General features: G+C 50.3%; 12 protein-coding genes and 1 riboswitch. Of the genes, 1 reads left to right on the forward strand and 11 read right to left on the reverse strand.

Features of this window, described 5'->3' with window-relative positions:
• Nucleotides 1–345 precede the first annotated feature (345 nt).
• From GJ1_RS05450 to GJ1_RS05465, 4 genes are all read right to left on the reverse strand, one after another.
• Nucleotides 346–714 carry a hypothetical protein gene (locus GJ1_RS05450; RefSeq protein WP_066229606.1) on the reverse strand — a complete coding sequence of 123 codons (369 nt, stop codon included), beginning with the start codon at nt 712–714 and terminating at the stop codon, nt 346–348.
• A gap of 22 nt (nt 715–736) precedes the next feature.
• Nucleotides 737–1,390 (reverse strand): ABC transporter ATP-binding protein, encoded by a 654-nt coding sequence (locus GJ1_RS05455; RefSeq protein ID WP_044736529.1) that lies wholly within the window; start codon nt 1,388–1,390, stop codon nt 737–739.
• Between the two features lie 25 nt (nt 1,391–1,415).
• Nucleotides 1,416–3,383, reverse strand: a complete 1,968-nt coding sequence (locus tag GJ1_RS05460) for a bacteriocin-associated integral membrane family protein (protein ID WP_245629339.1) — start codon at nt 3,381–3,383, stop codon at nt 1,416–1,418.
• A 115-nt stretch (nt 3,384–3,498) separates the two neighbouring features.
• Nucleotides 3,499–3,870 carry a lactococcin 972 family bacteriocin gene (locus GJ1_RS05465; RefSeq protein WP_066229515.1) on the reverse strand — a complete coding sequence of 124 codons (372 nt, stop codon included), beginning with the start codon at nt 3,868–3,870 and terminating at the stop codon, nt 3,499–3,501.
• 349 nt (nt 3,871–4,219) lie between these two features.
• Here GJ1_RS05465 and GJ1_RS05470 point away from each other — a divergent pair, with 349 nt between their 5' ends.
• Nucleotides 4,220–4,822, forward strand: coding sequence for a response regulator transcription factor (locus GJ1_RS05470; protein WP_083509949.1), 603 nt, complete (start codon nt 4,220–4,222; stop codon nt 4,820–4,822).
• 306 nt (nt 4,823–5,128) lie between these two features.
• On the opposite strand, the gene GJ1_RS05475 is transcribed toward GJ1_RS05470, so the two are convergent.
• The 7 genes from GJ1_RS05475 to GJ1_RS05505 form a co-directional block, all read right to left on the reverse strand.
• Entirely contained in the window at nt 5,129–5,950 is an 822-nt protein-coding gene (locus GJ1_RS05475) for an undecaprenyl-diphosphate phosphatase (protein ID WP_066229519.1), read from the reverse strand.
• A 183-nt stretch (nt 5,951–6,133) separates the two neighbouring features.
• Nucleotides 6,134–7,072 (reverse strand): ROK family protein, encoded by a 939-nt coding sequence (locus GJ1_RS05480; RefSeq protein WP_066229522.1) that lies wholly within the window; start codon nt 7,070–7,072, stop codon nt 6,134–6,136.
• A 219-nt stretch (nt 7,073–7,291) separates the two neighbouring features.
• On the reverse strand, nt 7,292–7,798 hold the full coding sequence (locus GJ1_RS05485; protein ID WP_083509951.1) for a spore coat protein: 507 nt from the start codon (nt 7,796–7,798) through the stop codon (nt 7,292–7,294).
• Nucleotides 7,799–7,945: 147 nt separating this feature from the next.
• The gene (locus GJ1_RS05490) at nt 7,946–8,929 is read right to left on the reverse strand and encodes a sporulation protein (protein ID WP_066229525.1); all 984 of its coding nucleotides are present in this window, start codon (nt 8,927–8,929) and stop codon (nt 7,946–7,948) included.
• Between the two features lie 67 nt (nt 8,930–8,996).
• Nucleotides 8,997–9,635, reverse strand: a complete 639-nt coding sequence (gene ytaF, locus GJ1_RS05495; RefSeq protein ID WP_066229528.1) for a sporulation membrane protein YtaF — start codon at nt 9,633–9,635, stop codon at nt 8,997–8,999.
• 107 nt (nt 9,636–9,742) lie between these two features.
• Nucleotides 9,743–11,578, reverse strand: coding sequence for an APC family permease (locus tag GJ1_RS05500; protein ID WP_066229530.1), 1,836 nt, complete (start codon nt 11,576–11,578; stop codon nt 9,743–9,745).
• 361 nt (nt 11,579–11,939) lie between these two features.
• Nucleotides 11,940–12,079: riboswitch (cyclic di-AMP (ydaO/yuaA leader) on the reverse strand.
• Between the two features lie 159 nt (nt 12,080–12,238).
• Nucleotides 12,239–13,576 carry a TrkH family potassium uptake protein gene (locus tag GJ1_RS05505; protein ID WP_066229534.1) on the reverse strand — a complete coding sequence of 446 codons (1,338 nt, stop codon included), beginning with the start codon at nt 13,574–13,576 and terminating at the stop codon, nt 12,239–12,241.
• Nucleotides 13,577–13,865: the final 289 nt, after the last annotated feature.

A 13,865-nucleotide genomic window follows, 5' to 3' on the forward strand; every position in this document is an offset into this window, starting at 1 on the left:
TCTATGCGATGGGGCTACACCTAAAGTGATTTGACTGTATTATAACTTATAGTACAGAATAAGAGCAAGAATCTTTTTTCTTTGCTGACAAAGCAGCGCTTTCACCTCCCCATCTCTCTCGACTCAACATCGATGCCGAGCCTTTGTAACGGCTCTTCATGAACTGGATATACGGGGCTGCATGGAGGAAATCAAATGCGAAAACGAAGCAAAGCCCCCACGCGTAAAAGATCCAAGGAGCGAAAGAACTCCGAATCGTCGGGTGCCTAGAAGGACGGTGATTTGAATGAAAAAGCAAAAGCAGCTCAAAAACGTCCCTTCTCAAGTTGAGAAATCAACACCATCTCATCTTTCGATTAGCTCAACCGGAACCCCGAAACTGCGGTCAGCCAAAATGGAGGAAACAGCATCCCGTTCCGCCTTTGTATGATAAACAATGCGGATGAGCGCTTCATCTGCATGATCTCCGCACGGTGCCCCCACCTTCACGCTTACTCCCTTCCCCACGTTCTCCAAGCGAGCCACGAGATCCCGGTGCTGACTCAATGCGCGTCTCACCTCCGATTGGCTCGGCAGTTTTCCGCATTCGGGGCGAGCAAATTCCTGTTTGCCTGGAAACGGGATGAGCGACAAACCAATCCCCCCTCCCGCTACTAAAAATCCGCCGACCAACACAATGGCAACGCCAATGCCCCACCATCGTTTTTTCGCCATCTTGATTCGTCCCCCCTTCTCCTCATCTACCATGTCGCATTCCCTTTAGCGCATGCTCGGCATGGGCAGCGCGCATCATTTTCTCATCGTGGGTCGCGACAATGACCGTTCTCCCTTGCTTCGCCAATAATTGAAGGAGCTCAATGACGCGATCGCCATTGGCCTCATCAAGAGAAGCCGTCGGCTCATCAGCAAAAATGACTTGTGCATCTTTATAGAGAGCGCGTGCAATCGCCAAACGCCGTTTTTCTCCTCCACTCAGACGGGCGGCCAATTCTCGTTCTCTTCCATCCAACCCCGTTTCCGATAACACTTTGCGCACCCGCTCCTCGTCCCCTACAACTTTAGAGCGAAACAAACTCGAAGTCATCGTGACATTAAACGCGACAGATTCTTCCTCAATAATTCCGTAATCTTGGAGAATGAATGCCGCATGGTTTTTCCAAAACAGACGACGTTGCTTAGCTCCCCAACTGGTTGTATCGACACCATCAATCAATACACGCCCGCTTGTCGGCCGCAAAAGCAATCCAAGCACATGGAGAAGCGTCGTTTTGCCCGCTCCGCTTGGACCGACAAGCGCCGTCAAGGCTCCAGGAGAGCATATGACACTTTCATTTTCCATAATCGTTCGCTCATTGATGGTCATCGTCACTTGATTGGCTTCAATCCTCATTGCAGTCGACTCCTCCTTTTTCTTTCTACAACTGACGCAGGGAATTTTTCGCAAACACCCAAGCTGCCGCACCAATATGTACGAACGGCAAAGCAAGCAGCACAAGCGCCCCCGTTAGACCGACCGGCAACCAGCCGTTTGTTCCTTGAAATAGCATAATCAGCATCACCACGATCCCCCCTAAAACCCACTCTTTCACGATTCGCCCGCGCGACACCGCCCACCAAGATGCCCCAGCAAGACGAAGCGGGAAATCGCGCTTTGCTTTTAACACGGCCATAATAAACGCGCTAATGGTCGCGGCAATGGCCAAGGCTGCCAAAAGAGCAACGATCGATCCAGCTCTAAGCCACACAAAATAGGCATAAAGTTGCGCGCGCAAAATTCCTTCTTCCGCCATATAGTTGACGCGGATCCGGTTCTGAAGGCCGCGTTCAGATACGAGTTTCTGTGTTTCCTCTAATCCGACAAAACTCAACTCCGACGAGGAAGCAACAGAGATCAAAAAATTGTCGTTGAATAATGCATGGACATGAGGTGCAAACAACAATAACACGTCCTTCGGCTGGGCAAACTCAAGTTGCCCGCCAAAGCGGACAAATGGAAAAGGGGACGATCCGGTCAAACGATACATCTTGACCTCATGCCATATGTTTCTTGCCTGCTGCTGTTTTCTTACATATAATGGAATTGAGGATTCCAGAAATTTTTTCGCATCCTTTGGAATCTGCTCCAGCGCAAGAGGAACCAAAGACAGTCCTTTGTTCTTCTTGCGAACGATATCCAGCCATCGCTCATTCACCATAATAACGTAACGGTACGGCGCAATGGTCATACCATCGATGGCGAAATCGTCTTCCGTCCACGCTTTCGATAACACCACGCGATTGGCGGTCTCCGCTTGTCGAACCATGTCCCCGACCGATGGTTGCAACGTCTGAAATAACTGCTCGATTTCCGCTCCCCCGGCGCTCCCCGGACGGGACGGGAACACCAACACCACTTGATCAGCCAACGACTTCCACATGACTTGTTCCTGTGCCGTTTTTCTTGCATTTGTATAAGCTGAAACCGCCGGTGAGACAGTGGAAAGGACGAAAGCAAATACAGCTAGTTTCAACGCGGCCGAACTTTTGGCCAAACGCTTGACAGCGGGCTCGCGCATCGCTAACATCTCTGGATTCGGCCATGAGGCAACAGAAAATATCAACGCGCAAACCAGTGTCGAGAAGATCACCATCGCCTCAGCCAAAAGCAATACTTTACTATAGTAAGGCACGAATCCCCATCCATAGACAAAACCGACATAAAGAGCTGCCAAGACGTCCAATATGGCGGCGGCGAGAACCATAGCCAGTAAAAAGTGGCTGAAATCCTCACATTGGATGCGCCACGTCGGAACTCCCGCCAACACACGCAACGCACGCCCTTTCGCCTTGACCGCCAGCCAATACAAGGCTAACGACACCATCAACATCGAAACGGCCAATAGCGCTACACCGAAATCGCTTTGCATGATCAAAAATTGGAGAATGGTCAACAGTGTTTCTTCGTTCCATTTCTGATCGACTCGATGTGACGTCAGCCAATGTTTCAACTCGTCTATATGATCGGTTTTCCCTGTCACCAAATAATCGCCATTGGCAAACGAATGGGCCAACGCGCGGCGATCGCGGATCTCCGCATCCGGCTCATGACCAAAACGCTCGATTCGCTTCGGAAATGCCCCTTTCTGTCCCACTTGAACGAAGATCTGCCCTGACTGATCCCCCCGTAAATCTGGCGCGACTTTCATCAATCCCAATTCCCATTGATCGCTCATCGCACCCAACTGTTGAAACACATCTTCCTGACGCAAATCAGACTGGCTAAAATCCAATGTCACTTTCGCTTTCACACCCAGCTGCTCAGAAAAAAATCGGTCATGGATATCCGAAACAATGACCGCCACCAAAGCTAAGAGAAGAAACTGCACAGCGGAAACAGCGATCACGATTTTTTTATGCATGAGCCTCATCCCTTCCCTAATCCATCATCCGTCCGGAAGAGAAAGACCCCCATCCTGCTCGGGAAGGGGTGAAAGAAAAGCTTCCAGTCAAACAGATTCACTATTTGCAAATTCTATAATAATAGGCGTCATCGGACCACGGAAAATTAAGAGCCCCTTTCTCAGCAGCAGAGGTCAATCCTGGTGGGGTATCAACACTTCGTAGCATCTCACCATTGTATACAACTGTTGAACCGTGGCACGAATTCGGATGATAGTAGTAGGAGCGAACCATAGCATTCCAGAAGCCATATGTCCATTTTCCTCCCTCAATTGGATATTGGACGGTAGGACCTGGATGCAACCACGCTGCAGCTTGATTTGGGTTTACTAAGCCAAAAGCGATGATGGAAAGCATCAACACACCAGCCAATGTCATGACCTTTCGCAGAAGTATATGGACGGTTTTAGGCGAAGCAAGAATCCCAAACATAAGTAATCCCCCTTTTATACTTCATGCTTTGATCCAACACAAAGCGCCAATGATTGATGATATACGAATAGCCGGCCGGCTTCACATTTTACTTTAGCAAAATTACTCCCCGAAAACATCCGTATTTTCCACAAATTTCATTGCGAAAAATACCTATTTTTTGAAATTTAGTTTACAGAGATTGATATATATTGTAAAATTTTCATGGATTAGGCTGAGAGAGACGGCCTCATTGGACAAAACGGCACATCGTTCATCCCCCTGCAAAACTCCATCGTTTTCCACAGCAACTCGTGTTTCAACCAAATAAACAGCCACTCACAATGTTTTACGGGGGGGGGGGGAAGAAATTGTGAAGATCAAAGTCCTGCTAGTGGATGATCATTGTCTTGTCATGGATGGCATCCGTCAGTTGCTGGAACGTGAGCTAGACTTGGAAGTGGTGGGCGCCGTTTCCTCTCCGACCGACTTGGAGCAGAAAATCGCTCAACATCAGCCTGACATTATTGTCATGGACATTCGCTTCAAAGGGAAAAACGGCCTCCTTTGGACAAGGAAAATCTCATCATTATTTCCTGCATGCAAAGTCGTGATTTTGTCTCGATCTCATTGTCTGGAGTACATGAACGCCGCCTACGAGGCAGGCGCCTATGCCTTTGTATCCAAACAAGACTCTGTCGAAACACTTATTCACGCCATTCGGGAAAGCCATCGAGGGGTGAAATCATTTCCGACCCATCTCGTTTTCCATGATCGTTCGTCCCTAACCGAAATGGAGTTGGCTGTTCTCGAGCTCATTGCCCAAGACAAAACGAATATCGAAATTAGCGAACAATTAAACATCAGCAAACGAACCGTGGAGCACCACGTATCTTCCATTTTGCGAAAACTTGATGTAAAGTCGCGGGCGGGAGCGGTGGGAAAAGCCATCGAACTCGGATTGTTTGGATGATTGAATTGTGGAAAACGCTAATTTTTCTTCTAAAAGAGTGGTTAAAAAAACCTGTCCTTTTCCATCGATGGTTCTCTACGAAAACGGAACACCGGATTTAGAAGGTTTTTCAATTTAAAAAAACACTGCTGGAGAACAGGATTTTTCAGTTAAATGATCTCCCTTATAAATATGGATGTATATACAAGCAGTCATTTTCAAGGCTGAAGTGTAACATGCGTTCATGTTTGTTTGCTGCTGCCTTCCCGTGTTCACTTCCCGTCAAATGAAAACCGCCCGGCGGAACAAATCCGCCAGGCGGTGCGATTAGAAGTACAAAACATAAATGACAACGGCCAGCACGATCCGATACACCGCAAACGGCACGAGGCGGATGCGGTTGATGAGCTCAAGGAAAAAGCGGATCGCGAGCAAGGCGAAGACAAAGGCGCTCAAGAAGCCGGCGATGAAAAACGGGATATCGGCTGCGGTGACGTATTGCCAGTTTTTTAACAGCGACAGCCCGCTCGCCCCCGCCATGATCGGAACGGCCATAATGAACGTGAAATCAGCGGCGGCGCGATGGCTCATGCCGACAAGCACCCCGCCGGCGATCGTGGAACCGGAGCGGGAAAAACCGGGCCACAGGGATAAACATTGCATCAACCCGACGAGAAACGCCTGCTTGTACGTAATTTGGTCGACCGTCTGCGCCCGCGCTGCTTTTTTGGCGAATTTGTCGGCGGCGATCATCAACAACGCGCCGAGCACAAGGCCGATCAGCACCGTTTTTGTCGAAAACAAATGTTCATCGATGTAATCTTCAAACAAGACGCCGAGCACCCCAGCCGGCAGCAGGCCAATGATGACGTGAATGAGCGTCAGCCGCGGATGTCCGCCCGGATGGCGGCCGCGAACACCAAGCAAGTCGAGAAATCGGTCTTTAAACACGACCACAGCGGCTAAAATCGAGCCGAGCTGAATGACGACTTTAAATGTATTCGCCGCGTACTTGCCTAAAAACTCCGTGGACTTCAACCAAAGATCGTCGACAATAATCATATGGCCGGTCGAGGAAACAGGGGCGAACTCGGTCAGCCCTTCGACCATCCCTAAAATGATCGCCTTCCATAATTCCATCCAGTGCATGTCCTTCCATCCTTTCTGCGCGGGGTCGTCCTTTTTATACATATGGGCCAAGCGGGTGGAATAACACTTCGCATTTGGCCGCGCCTGCTCTATTGTACTACAAATCTTTGTCTTGTACTACCCGCGCTTTTTCTGGGCAGCGGCCTTGTTTTCGAGACAGAACCGTCGACTTCCTGTTGCTGCTCAATGGGACGGGCCGGACGCTTCCCCTAACTCCCCGTGCCGTTGCAAGTAATGATACAAAGCGCCGAGCAAGTTCGCATCGTTTTTGAATTGGCACGTCTCCACGACCGGTCGGATTTTCGCGATCGGAACGAGCGACAAGAACACCGAAAGCCGCTTGTTGATTTCGTCGACGAAATCGGGGCGGCTGCTAATGCCTCCGCCGACAATGATTTTTTCCGGGTCGTATGCGTACTGCAAGTTAAAAATCCCTTGGGCCAATGAAAAATAAAACCGGTCAATGGCCTTTTGCGCGGCTTCATCGCCGCTCTCGGCCAACGCAAATACTTTTTCTCCGTCCAGCTCCCTCTCCGGCATCCCCTTTTCCTCAGCCGCCATCCGGATCAGCGCGCTTGTCGCCGCCAGTTCGCTCCATGTTTTGCATTCGATCCTTCCGTTCTCATAGCGGACGTCCATCAACATATAGCCAAATTCCCCGCCGTGCAAATGCGCCCCTTTATGGATGCGTCCGTCTTTCACGATCGCCCCGCCAATGCCGGTGCCGACGATGACAAAGGCGATGTCGCGGCAGTGCCGCCCCGCTCCTTTCCATAATTCACCGAGCGCCGCGCAGTTCGCGTCATTTTCCAGTTCCACCGGCAGGCCCGTCGCCCCGCCGAATACTTCTTTAAAGTTGGGACCGTGAATACAAGGCAAGGCGCTGCTTCCGCCGATGACGCCGATGTCGCTGTCGACGCTGCCTGCTGAGCTGATGGCAATGCCCGCGATGTTATAGCGTTTCTGCGCCTGGCGGACAACAGCAAGCAAGTCATCTCGAAACTTGGCGAAATCGTGCCGCTCTGACGGATATTTTCCTTTTTCCAAAAAATTCCCTTGCCCGTTCATGACCACATGTTTAATATAGGTGCCGCCGATATCGAACACAATGTAATGACGCATAGGTGTTCACTCCTGTCCTCGCGATGTTTGATGCCTATTTTTAAAATGCCCAAAATATGTAAAACCATAATATTCAACAGAGGGCATTTTCATCCTTCCATTGGTGACGAATTTTTCTTCATGGGAGTCTATATTCGCCGTTTGTATGAATGCACCTGCCTCCATCTCCTATGTGACGGGGATAAAAAATTCCGCCCCACTAGGGGACGGCGCGTTCCGTTACTGTTCATATCGCATTGACAGAGCTTTTTGCGCATTTCGGACATCGTTATGAAGAAGCTGGGCGAGGTCATAGGCCGGGTAATAGCCGCGTTCGTGCATGTAGTTGAATGCTTTTTCGTGCGTTTCAATCGCCTTCAGCAAATGCTTGACAAACGTTTTCCGCAATACAGGCGTAGCCGTTTCCGTAATGGCAGCCGCATAGTTGCGCATCGATGTTTTTGCAAAGCCAAGCAAATCACCCGCATGCAAGGCGCGGTCGCCCTCATCATGGTCGCGGCTTTCTTCCATCATAGGTGCCGCCGGAATGAAGGCAAGCAGCTCGCGCAAATTCGTTTCCAGCCCTTGAATCGTCTCAAGGTACAATCCTTTTAATTCAGGACAGTCGATTTTGCCGACCGCCTTTTTCATTTTTATGAGCCCGTTTGCTTGAAAAGCGATCAGTTCATGCAACTCCAACGTTTCATGCCAAGCCAAATGGCGATGGCCGTGCATCTGTCCATGCATATGGATCACGTTCTCCCCTTGTTTTTCATTGGTTGATTTCCATTTACTGTATATGCCTGCCAAAAGGAAATGGTCACTATTGTCCGAGCTTCCTGCACCAGCAAAAAAGGCGTCCCGCGAAAAGCGAAACGCCTTCCTCAGCCACTGTTACAACAGATCCCCGCCGTCAAATCCATCGCCGCCATCAAACCAATCATCAACATCGAGCCCGTCGGCGATATCATCAACGACATCGTCAAGCAGCTCTTCGGCCACCATTCCCGCCAACATTCCCGCCGCAAATCCGCCAATGGCGCCGGCCCATCCATGTCCGCCATGGTGCGAATGGTGGATGGACGGATAATGGCCGGCTGGATGTCCATAAATGGGGGAATGCGGTGTTGCCCAGGAATGCCCGGATGGCTGGGCAAACGATCCCGCTGCATGCACTGCCTCGTCGATTGCTTCTTTCAACAAGCGAGCCGAGGCCGCCGGGTCGCGAAGCTGCTCGTTCGAAATGAACAGCTCCCGTTTCATTTCGCGTTCCCCGCCAAAGCCGTGGCGGACGTCGATCTCCATATACAAACGCACCCCTTCTTCCTCGACGAGGGCAAAAAACTCAACTTCTTGGACAACCCCTTGAAATTCGCCCGCCGGGAAGAACGCAAATTCCTGTCCATGCGGCGTAATGCTTCCGGATGTCGCTTTCTCCCGGAATCCCAAGGCGCTCAAAACGGAAAACACTTGCTCTAGGGCCATCGGCGGCAAAATGTGAATGGCATCTTGATCGTACGCGTCGGCTCCATCCGCAATATCGAGATGCGTCACGAACGTATAGCGCACGGTCGGGCGGCTGATCGGCAAATGGAGCGGCAGTGTATACGAAAACGGGAGCACTTTCCGCTCACCGGGCTGAATCGTAAACGAGGAAGCGACCGGGATCACCGCCGCGGTTCGGCGATATACCTTTCCTTCCGCTTGCACTTCCAATTGCAGCAGGACATCCAATTTTCGAATTTGTTGAGCGACCGAACCGCCTTCCAGCAAAAATTCCCCTTCCAACGTTTCACCAAGCCGCACATGGGGGCGATGAAGCACGAGATCCACTTTCGCAGCGCCAATGCCGAGTTTCGATAAAAACTTTTTCCACATCGGACCTCTCTCCTTTTTCATCAACCTATTTTCACATTTGCATTACGAACGAGCCGCCCAAAAGGTGTCACCGAAATAATTTGACCAACCCTAGGACAATCAACACAACCCCAGGCAACATAGTCGCTTTTTTCATGATTCCCGTTTTCGACACCATACACCCAAATGATAAGCCAACGCGGATGAACATGAGATTAAACACGCCAACCAACAAAGCAAACGAAAGCGGCGGAAAATGCAAAAGGGACGAACTGATCCCGGCGCCAAACGCATCCATCGACAAGGCGAGTCCGATTAACAATGCTTCTTTCCGGCTGATTGTGCCTGAACGATCAAGATCGCCAAGTTCGGGCCGTCTCAATACTTGAACAGCACCGCTCAGTCGGTCAGTCTCCCCTGTTTCATCGAGCTCCGCGGAAAACTCGCTTCCGTCTCCCTTTGGCTTATAAACGTTGTACATCGCCCAACCGCCGAGAGCTATGAGGATGAATGAAGCGATTCCCTTCTCGACTTGCACAGGCAAAACGAGCGCCAACAAGCTCCCAATGCTCATGGATACAAACACTACCACCCCAGACATGCATGCGATAAGCGCCAGCGAAAAGAGGGAAAAACGGACGCCCCCCATCCCATAGGTCATCCCGACACTAAAACCATCCACGCTTACGCTGAAAGCCAATAAAATCATTGATGCCCATAGCCACATCTTCATTCCCCCTCTGCCGTACGATATGCAATTTCGTACGGAGAGGGGACTTTTTCCCCATTCGACACACATCGATTTCCGGGGAAATGTTTCTTCTTTTCTCGACATTATTCCCGTAAATGATACGGCAACGTGGCGATGACGACATCTTTTTTCATGATCAAGAAAAAGCGCAAAATGATCGCCGTTTGGTTATGCAAAAACGTATGCCACCACTTTTTCACGATAAATTGAGGCAAGAGCACCGTCACCGGCAAACGGTCTGCTTCTTTTTCCGCTTTCGTGATGTATTCTAACAATGGCGACAAAATGGTTCGGTACGGTGAATAGATGACTTTCAACGGGATGTCCGGATAAAACTTCTCCCACTTTTGTCGCAGCTTTTGTTCGTCCTTTTCGTCGAAAATAATCGACACCGCGGTAATGTCGTCGGAAATGCTGCGGGCGTACTGGACGGATTGGGCGACCACTTTGCTGACGCCGGAAATTGGAATAATGACTTTTGGCTTTAGCATTTTTTCGCGCTGTTGCCACTCCCGTTCGTCAAGCCGCAGCTGCTCACCAAGTTTTTTGTAATGTTCATGGATTCGGATGAACATCCAGACGAACAGCGGAATCGCCACAATGACGACCCACGCTCCTTGCGTAAATTTAGCGACCATCGTGACGAGCGTGACCATCCCGGTGACAGCCGCTCCCATTCCAACGGTAAGCAGCACACCGATTTTCGGTCCTTCTTCCCGTTGCCATAATTTTTTAATCAGCCCGCTCTGGCCGATAGTGAAGGAAAGAAAGACGCCGACCGCGTAAAGCGGGATCAGCGAGTGGGTTTCCGCATGAAAAACAATGATCAACAAAATCGCCAGCACGCTCAATAAAATAATACCATTGGAAAACACAAGGCGATCCCCGCGAGCCGCTAAACTTCTCGGCAGAAACCCATCCCTTGCCATAATCGACGTCAGCTGCGGAAAGCCAGCGAAACTCGTATTGGCTGCAAGCACTAAAATAAGCATCGTCGTCAGCTGAAACAAGTAAAACAACAAGCCATTCCCAAACACATGGCGCCCGATTTGCGAAATGACCGTCTGATGCTCAACCGGAGCAACGCCAAACCCTGCCGCCAACACGGTGATGCCTAAAAACATCGTGCCAAGCAGCGCCGACATCCATCCCATGGTAATGGCAGCGTTTTTCGAGCTGTCCGGCCGAAACGCCGGCACGCCGTTGCTAATGGCTTCGACACCGGTCATCGCCGAGCATCCTGACGAAAAGGCGCGCAGCAAAATAAACAAGCTGTAACCGGAGGCAAACATGTGAGCAGTGGAAGCATGCTCATGCATCGTAAAGCCATGCCATCCTTCGTGCCACAACTGCCACCCGCCGACAGCGATCATCACCAGCACGAAACCAATGAACACATACGTCGGGTAGGCGAAGACGGTCGCCGATTCGGTAATCCCCCGCAAATTGAGCACCATCAAAAGCAAGACAAGAGCGACAGCCAACTCCACCTTCCACGGCAGCAACGCTGGGAACGCAGACGTCAACGCAGCAACACCGGAGCTGATGCTGACGGCGACGGTCAAAATATAATCGATCATGAGCGCCGCACCAGCCACTAAACTGATTTTCGTCCCCAAATGGTCGCGGGCGACAACATACGCCCCGCCTCCGGACGGAAACGCGTAAATAATTTGCCGATACGATAACGTCACTAACAAGAGCAATACTAAAATCGCCAAGGCAATCGGAAGCGAGTAGAAAAAGACGCTTGTCCCTAATAATGCAAGCACAAGCAAAATTTCTTCCGTCGCGTAAGCCACCGATGACAGCGCATCGGAAGAAAACACCGCCAACGCCTTCCATTTCGGCAATTTTTCATGTTTTAACCGTTTCGTCTCCATTGGTTTTCCAATCAACAACCGTTTCAGCGAAGCCATGCTTCGGTTCCTCCCTAGAAAGCTGGTGAAAAACAATCATTGTCCTGTCAATCAATGTTCCTCGAGTGAAGAGAAGAGCAACATTCATAAGGTTTCTCAATTTGAAAAATGCCATGGTTGCGCCGCATTTCCCGTTAAATCAACGGCCTTCTAGAAGATCGGTGAAAAACCACGTTTTCTTCAAAAAGACTGGTTCATGAACGCGCAGAAGAGCCGTTGATCCATTGGCAAAAGCTCCTCGCTGGAGCGTTTTCTCCTTTCAACCACCGGTCTTCTTAGAATACAAAGTTGACGCACGAACGAAAAAGAAAAAAACCGCTGAGGGCGCACTCAACGGCTACAAATGTTCTAAGGCCATACTCGTCCCTCCCCAAAGCGCTTGCGAGGTTAGCTGTCGGGTTAGGGCTTGGAGAGATGCCCCTCCTGTTCGGATTCACCCCTAGCAACAAACGTTGCAGCATTGGGTCCCCCGCTCCATGACGGATTCAGCGCGCAAATCTGAGGTTGTTCCTGCTTTCCATATATTACTCCTCGATATTTCCTTTGTAAACGATGAAAAGGCGAAAAAAATGACGATTTCTCCCGCCTTTTCACCGTTTTTCGCGATGAACAGCCGATATGCTCATCCTCGTTTCATTTTGCTTTCTTTCGGACATTGTTCTATCCAATCATCATTTTCCCCTTCGGATAGCGGAACGGATCCGGCTGGCGGCGCAGCGTAACGGCATAAGCGATCGTCAGCGGGCCGACGCGGCCGGCAAACATCGTCAAGACAATGATCACCTTCCCGAGCGGGGACAAATCGGGCGTCAACCCCATTGACAGTCCGACGGTCCCAAACGCCGATGTCGCTTCGAATAAAATCATTAAAAAGTCTTTTCCCTTTTCGGTAATCGTCAACACCATCGTCACAAACATGACGACAAACAACCCGCTCATCGTCACTGTCAGCGACTTGTACACCGTATCGTACACGATCCGTTTCCGAAACAAAATGACATCTTCTTTGCCGCGAATTTGCGACCATACGGCGCCGAGCAAGGTCGTGAACGTCGTCGTTTTAATCCCGCCCCCCGTCGAGCCCGGGGAAGCGCCGACAAACATCAGGAAAATGATGAGAAACAGCGTCGGCTGCGTCAAATCCGGGATGTTCAGCGTATTCGAGCCTGCTGTTCTCGGAGTCGCCGCTTGGTAAAACGCGGACAAAAACTTGCCTGAGATCGACAGCGGCCCCATCGTCTTCGGATTGTTCCACTCAAGCAATAAAATCAACCCCATGCTGACAAGGAGCAGCCATGCCGTTGTGATGGCCACCACTTTCGTATGAAGGGAGAGGCGGCGCGTATGACGGTATTCGTACACTTCGTTCATGACGATAAAACCGAGCCCGCCCAAAATGATCAAAATCGGCACGACAAGGCTCACGACCGGGTCGTCCACATAGCCGGTCAAGCTGCGAAACTCGCCCATTAAATCGAAACCAGCATTGTTAAAATTTGAAATCGCGTGGAAAAATCCGAAATAGATCGCTCGGCCAAGCGGCATATCAAAGGCAAACCGGATGGCAAGCAGCACCCCGCCAATCCCCTCGATAATGACGGTAAAAATCAAAATGCGTTTCACAAGCCGGACGATGCCTTCGATCGTCAAATTGTTCAGCGCCTCTTGCAACACAAGCCGTTCTCTCAGTGAAATGCGTTTGCCAAGCAAAAAGGCAAACAACGTCGCGAACGTCATAAACCCGAGCCCGCCGACTTGAATGAGCGCCAAAATGACGAGCTGGCCGAACAAGGTGAACGTCGTCCCCGTATCGACAACAACAAGCCCAGTCACGCACGTGGCGGACGTCGCCGTAAACAAGGCGTCTAAAAATGGAAGTCCTTTTCCATCGACGGTCGCAATCGGAAGCATCAGTAGCAGCGCACCGACGAAAATAATAAGCGCAAAGCCCAATACGAGAATTTTTGGTGGATCAAAAAATGGACGTTTTGGATTCATCTGTCTCCCTTTCCCTTCACTCTTGTTCCTTATAGTTGTGAATTGATGTATAGAGAAAATATACCAAAAATGAACAGATTCGAGTACTGTCAACAATTTTTATCATAACGCCCGGTTTGTCTAATAAAATGGGTAAAGGGCATGGCCATAAGCAAAAGCATATTCCCCCATGTGAAACCTTTTCGCCTGCCGTTCGTCTATATAAGTGGCAGTCCATTCCTGCTTAAAGGCAAGCCAGCGGGGAAGGGGGCGCAGCCATAAAAACATTCCATTGACTTTTGGCAAAAGA

The sequence above is a fragment of the Geobacillus jurassicus NBRC 107829 genome (genome assembly GCF_001544315.1).
Lineage (GTDB): Bacteria > Bacillota > Bacilli > Bacillales > Anoxybacillaceae > Geobacillus > Geobacillus jurassicus.

Excerpts from the sequence above, each read along its gene's own strand:
- GJ1_RS05465 (WP_066229515.1), bottom strand. The coding sequence starts at position 3,870 with ATGTTTGGGATTCTTGCTTCGCCTAAAACCGTCCATATACTTCTGCGA.
- GJ1_RS05480 (WP_066229522.1), bottom strand. The coding sequence starts at position 7,072 with ATGCGTCATTACATTGTGTTCGATATCGGCGGCACCTATATTAAACAT.
- GJ1_RS05505 (WP_066229534.1), bottom strand. The coding sequence starts at position 13,576 with ATGAATCCAAAACGTCCATTTTTTGATCCACCAAAAATTCTCGTATTG.
- ytaF (WP_066229528.1), bottom strand. The coding sequence starts at position 9,635 with ATGTGGCTATGGGCATCAATGATTTTATTGGCTTTCAGCGTAAGCGTG.
- GJ1_RS05475 (WP_066229519.1), bottom strand. The coding sequence starts at position 5,950 with ATGCACTGGATGGAATTATGGAAGGCGATCATTTTAGGGATGGTCGAA.
- GJ1_RS05490 (WP_066229525.1), bottom strand. The coding sequence starts at position 8,929 with ATGTGGAAAAAGTTTTTATCGAAACTCGGCATTGGCGCTGCGAAAGTG.
- GJ1_RS05485 (WP_083509951.1), bottom strand. The coding sequence starts at position 7,798 with ATGCATGGACAGATGCACGGCCATCGCCATTTGGCTTGGCATGAAACG.
- GJ1_RS05450 (WP_066229606.1), bottom strand. The coding sequence starts at position 714 with ATGGCGAAAAAACGATGGTGGGGCATTGGCGTTGCCATTGTGTTGGTC.
- GJ1_RS05455 (WP_044736529.1), bottom strand. The coding sequence starts at position 1,390 with ATGAGGATTGAAGCCAATCAAGTGACGATGACCATCAATGAGCGAACG.
- GJ1_RS05500 (WP_066229530.1), bottom strand. The coding sequence starts at position 11,578 with ATGGCTTCGCTGAAACGGTTGTTGATTGGAAAACCAATGGAGACGAAA.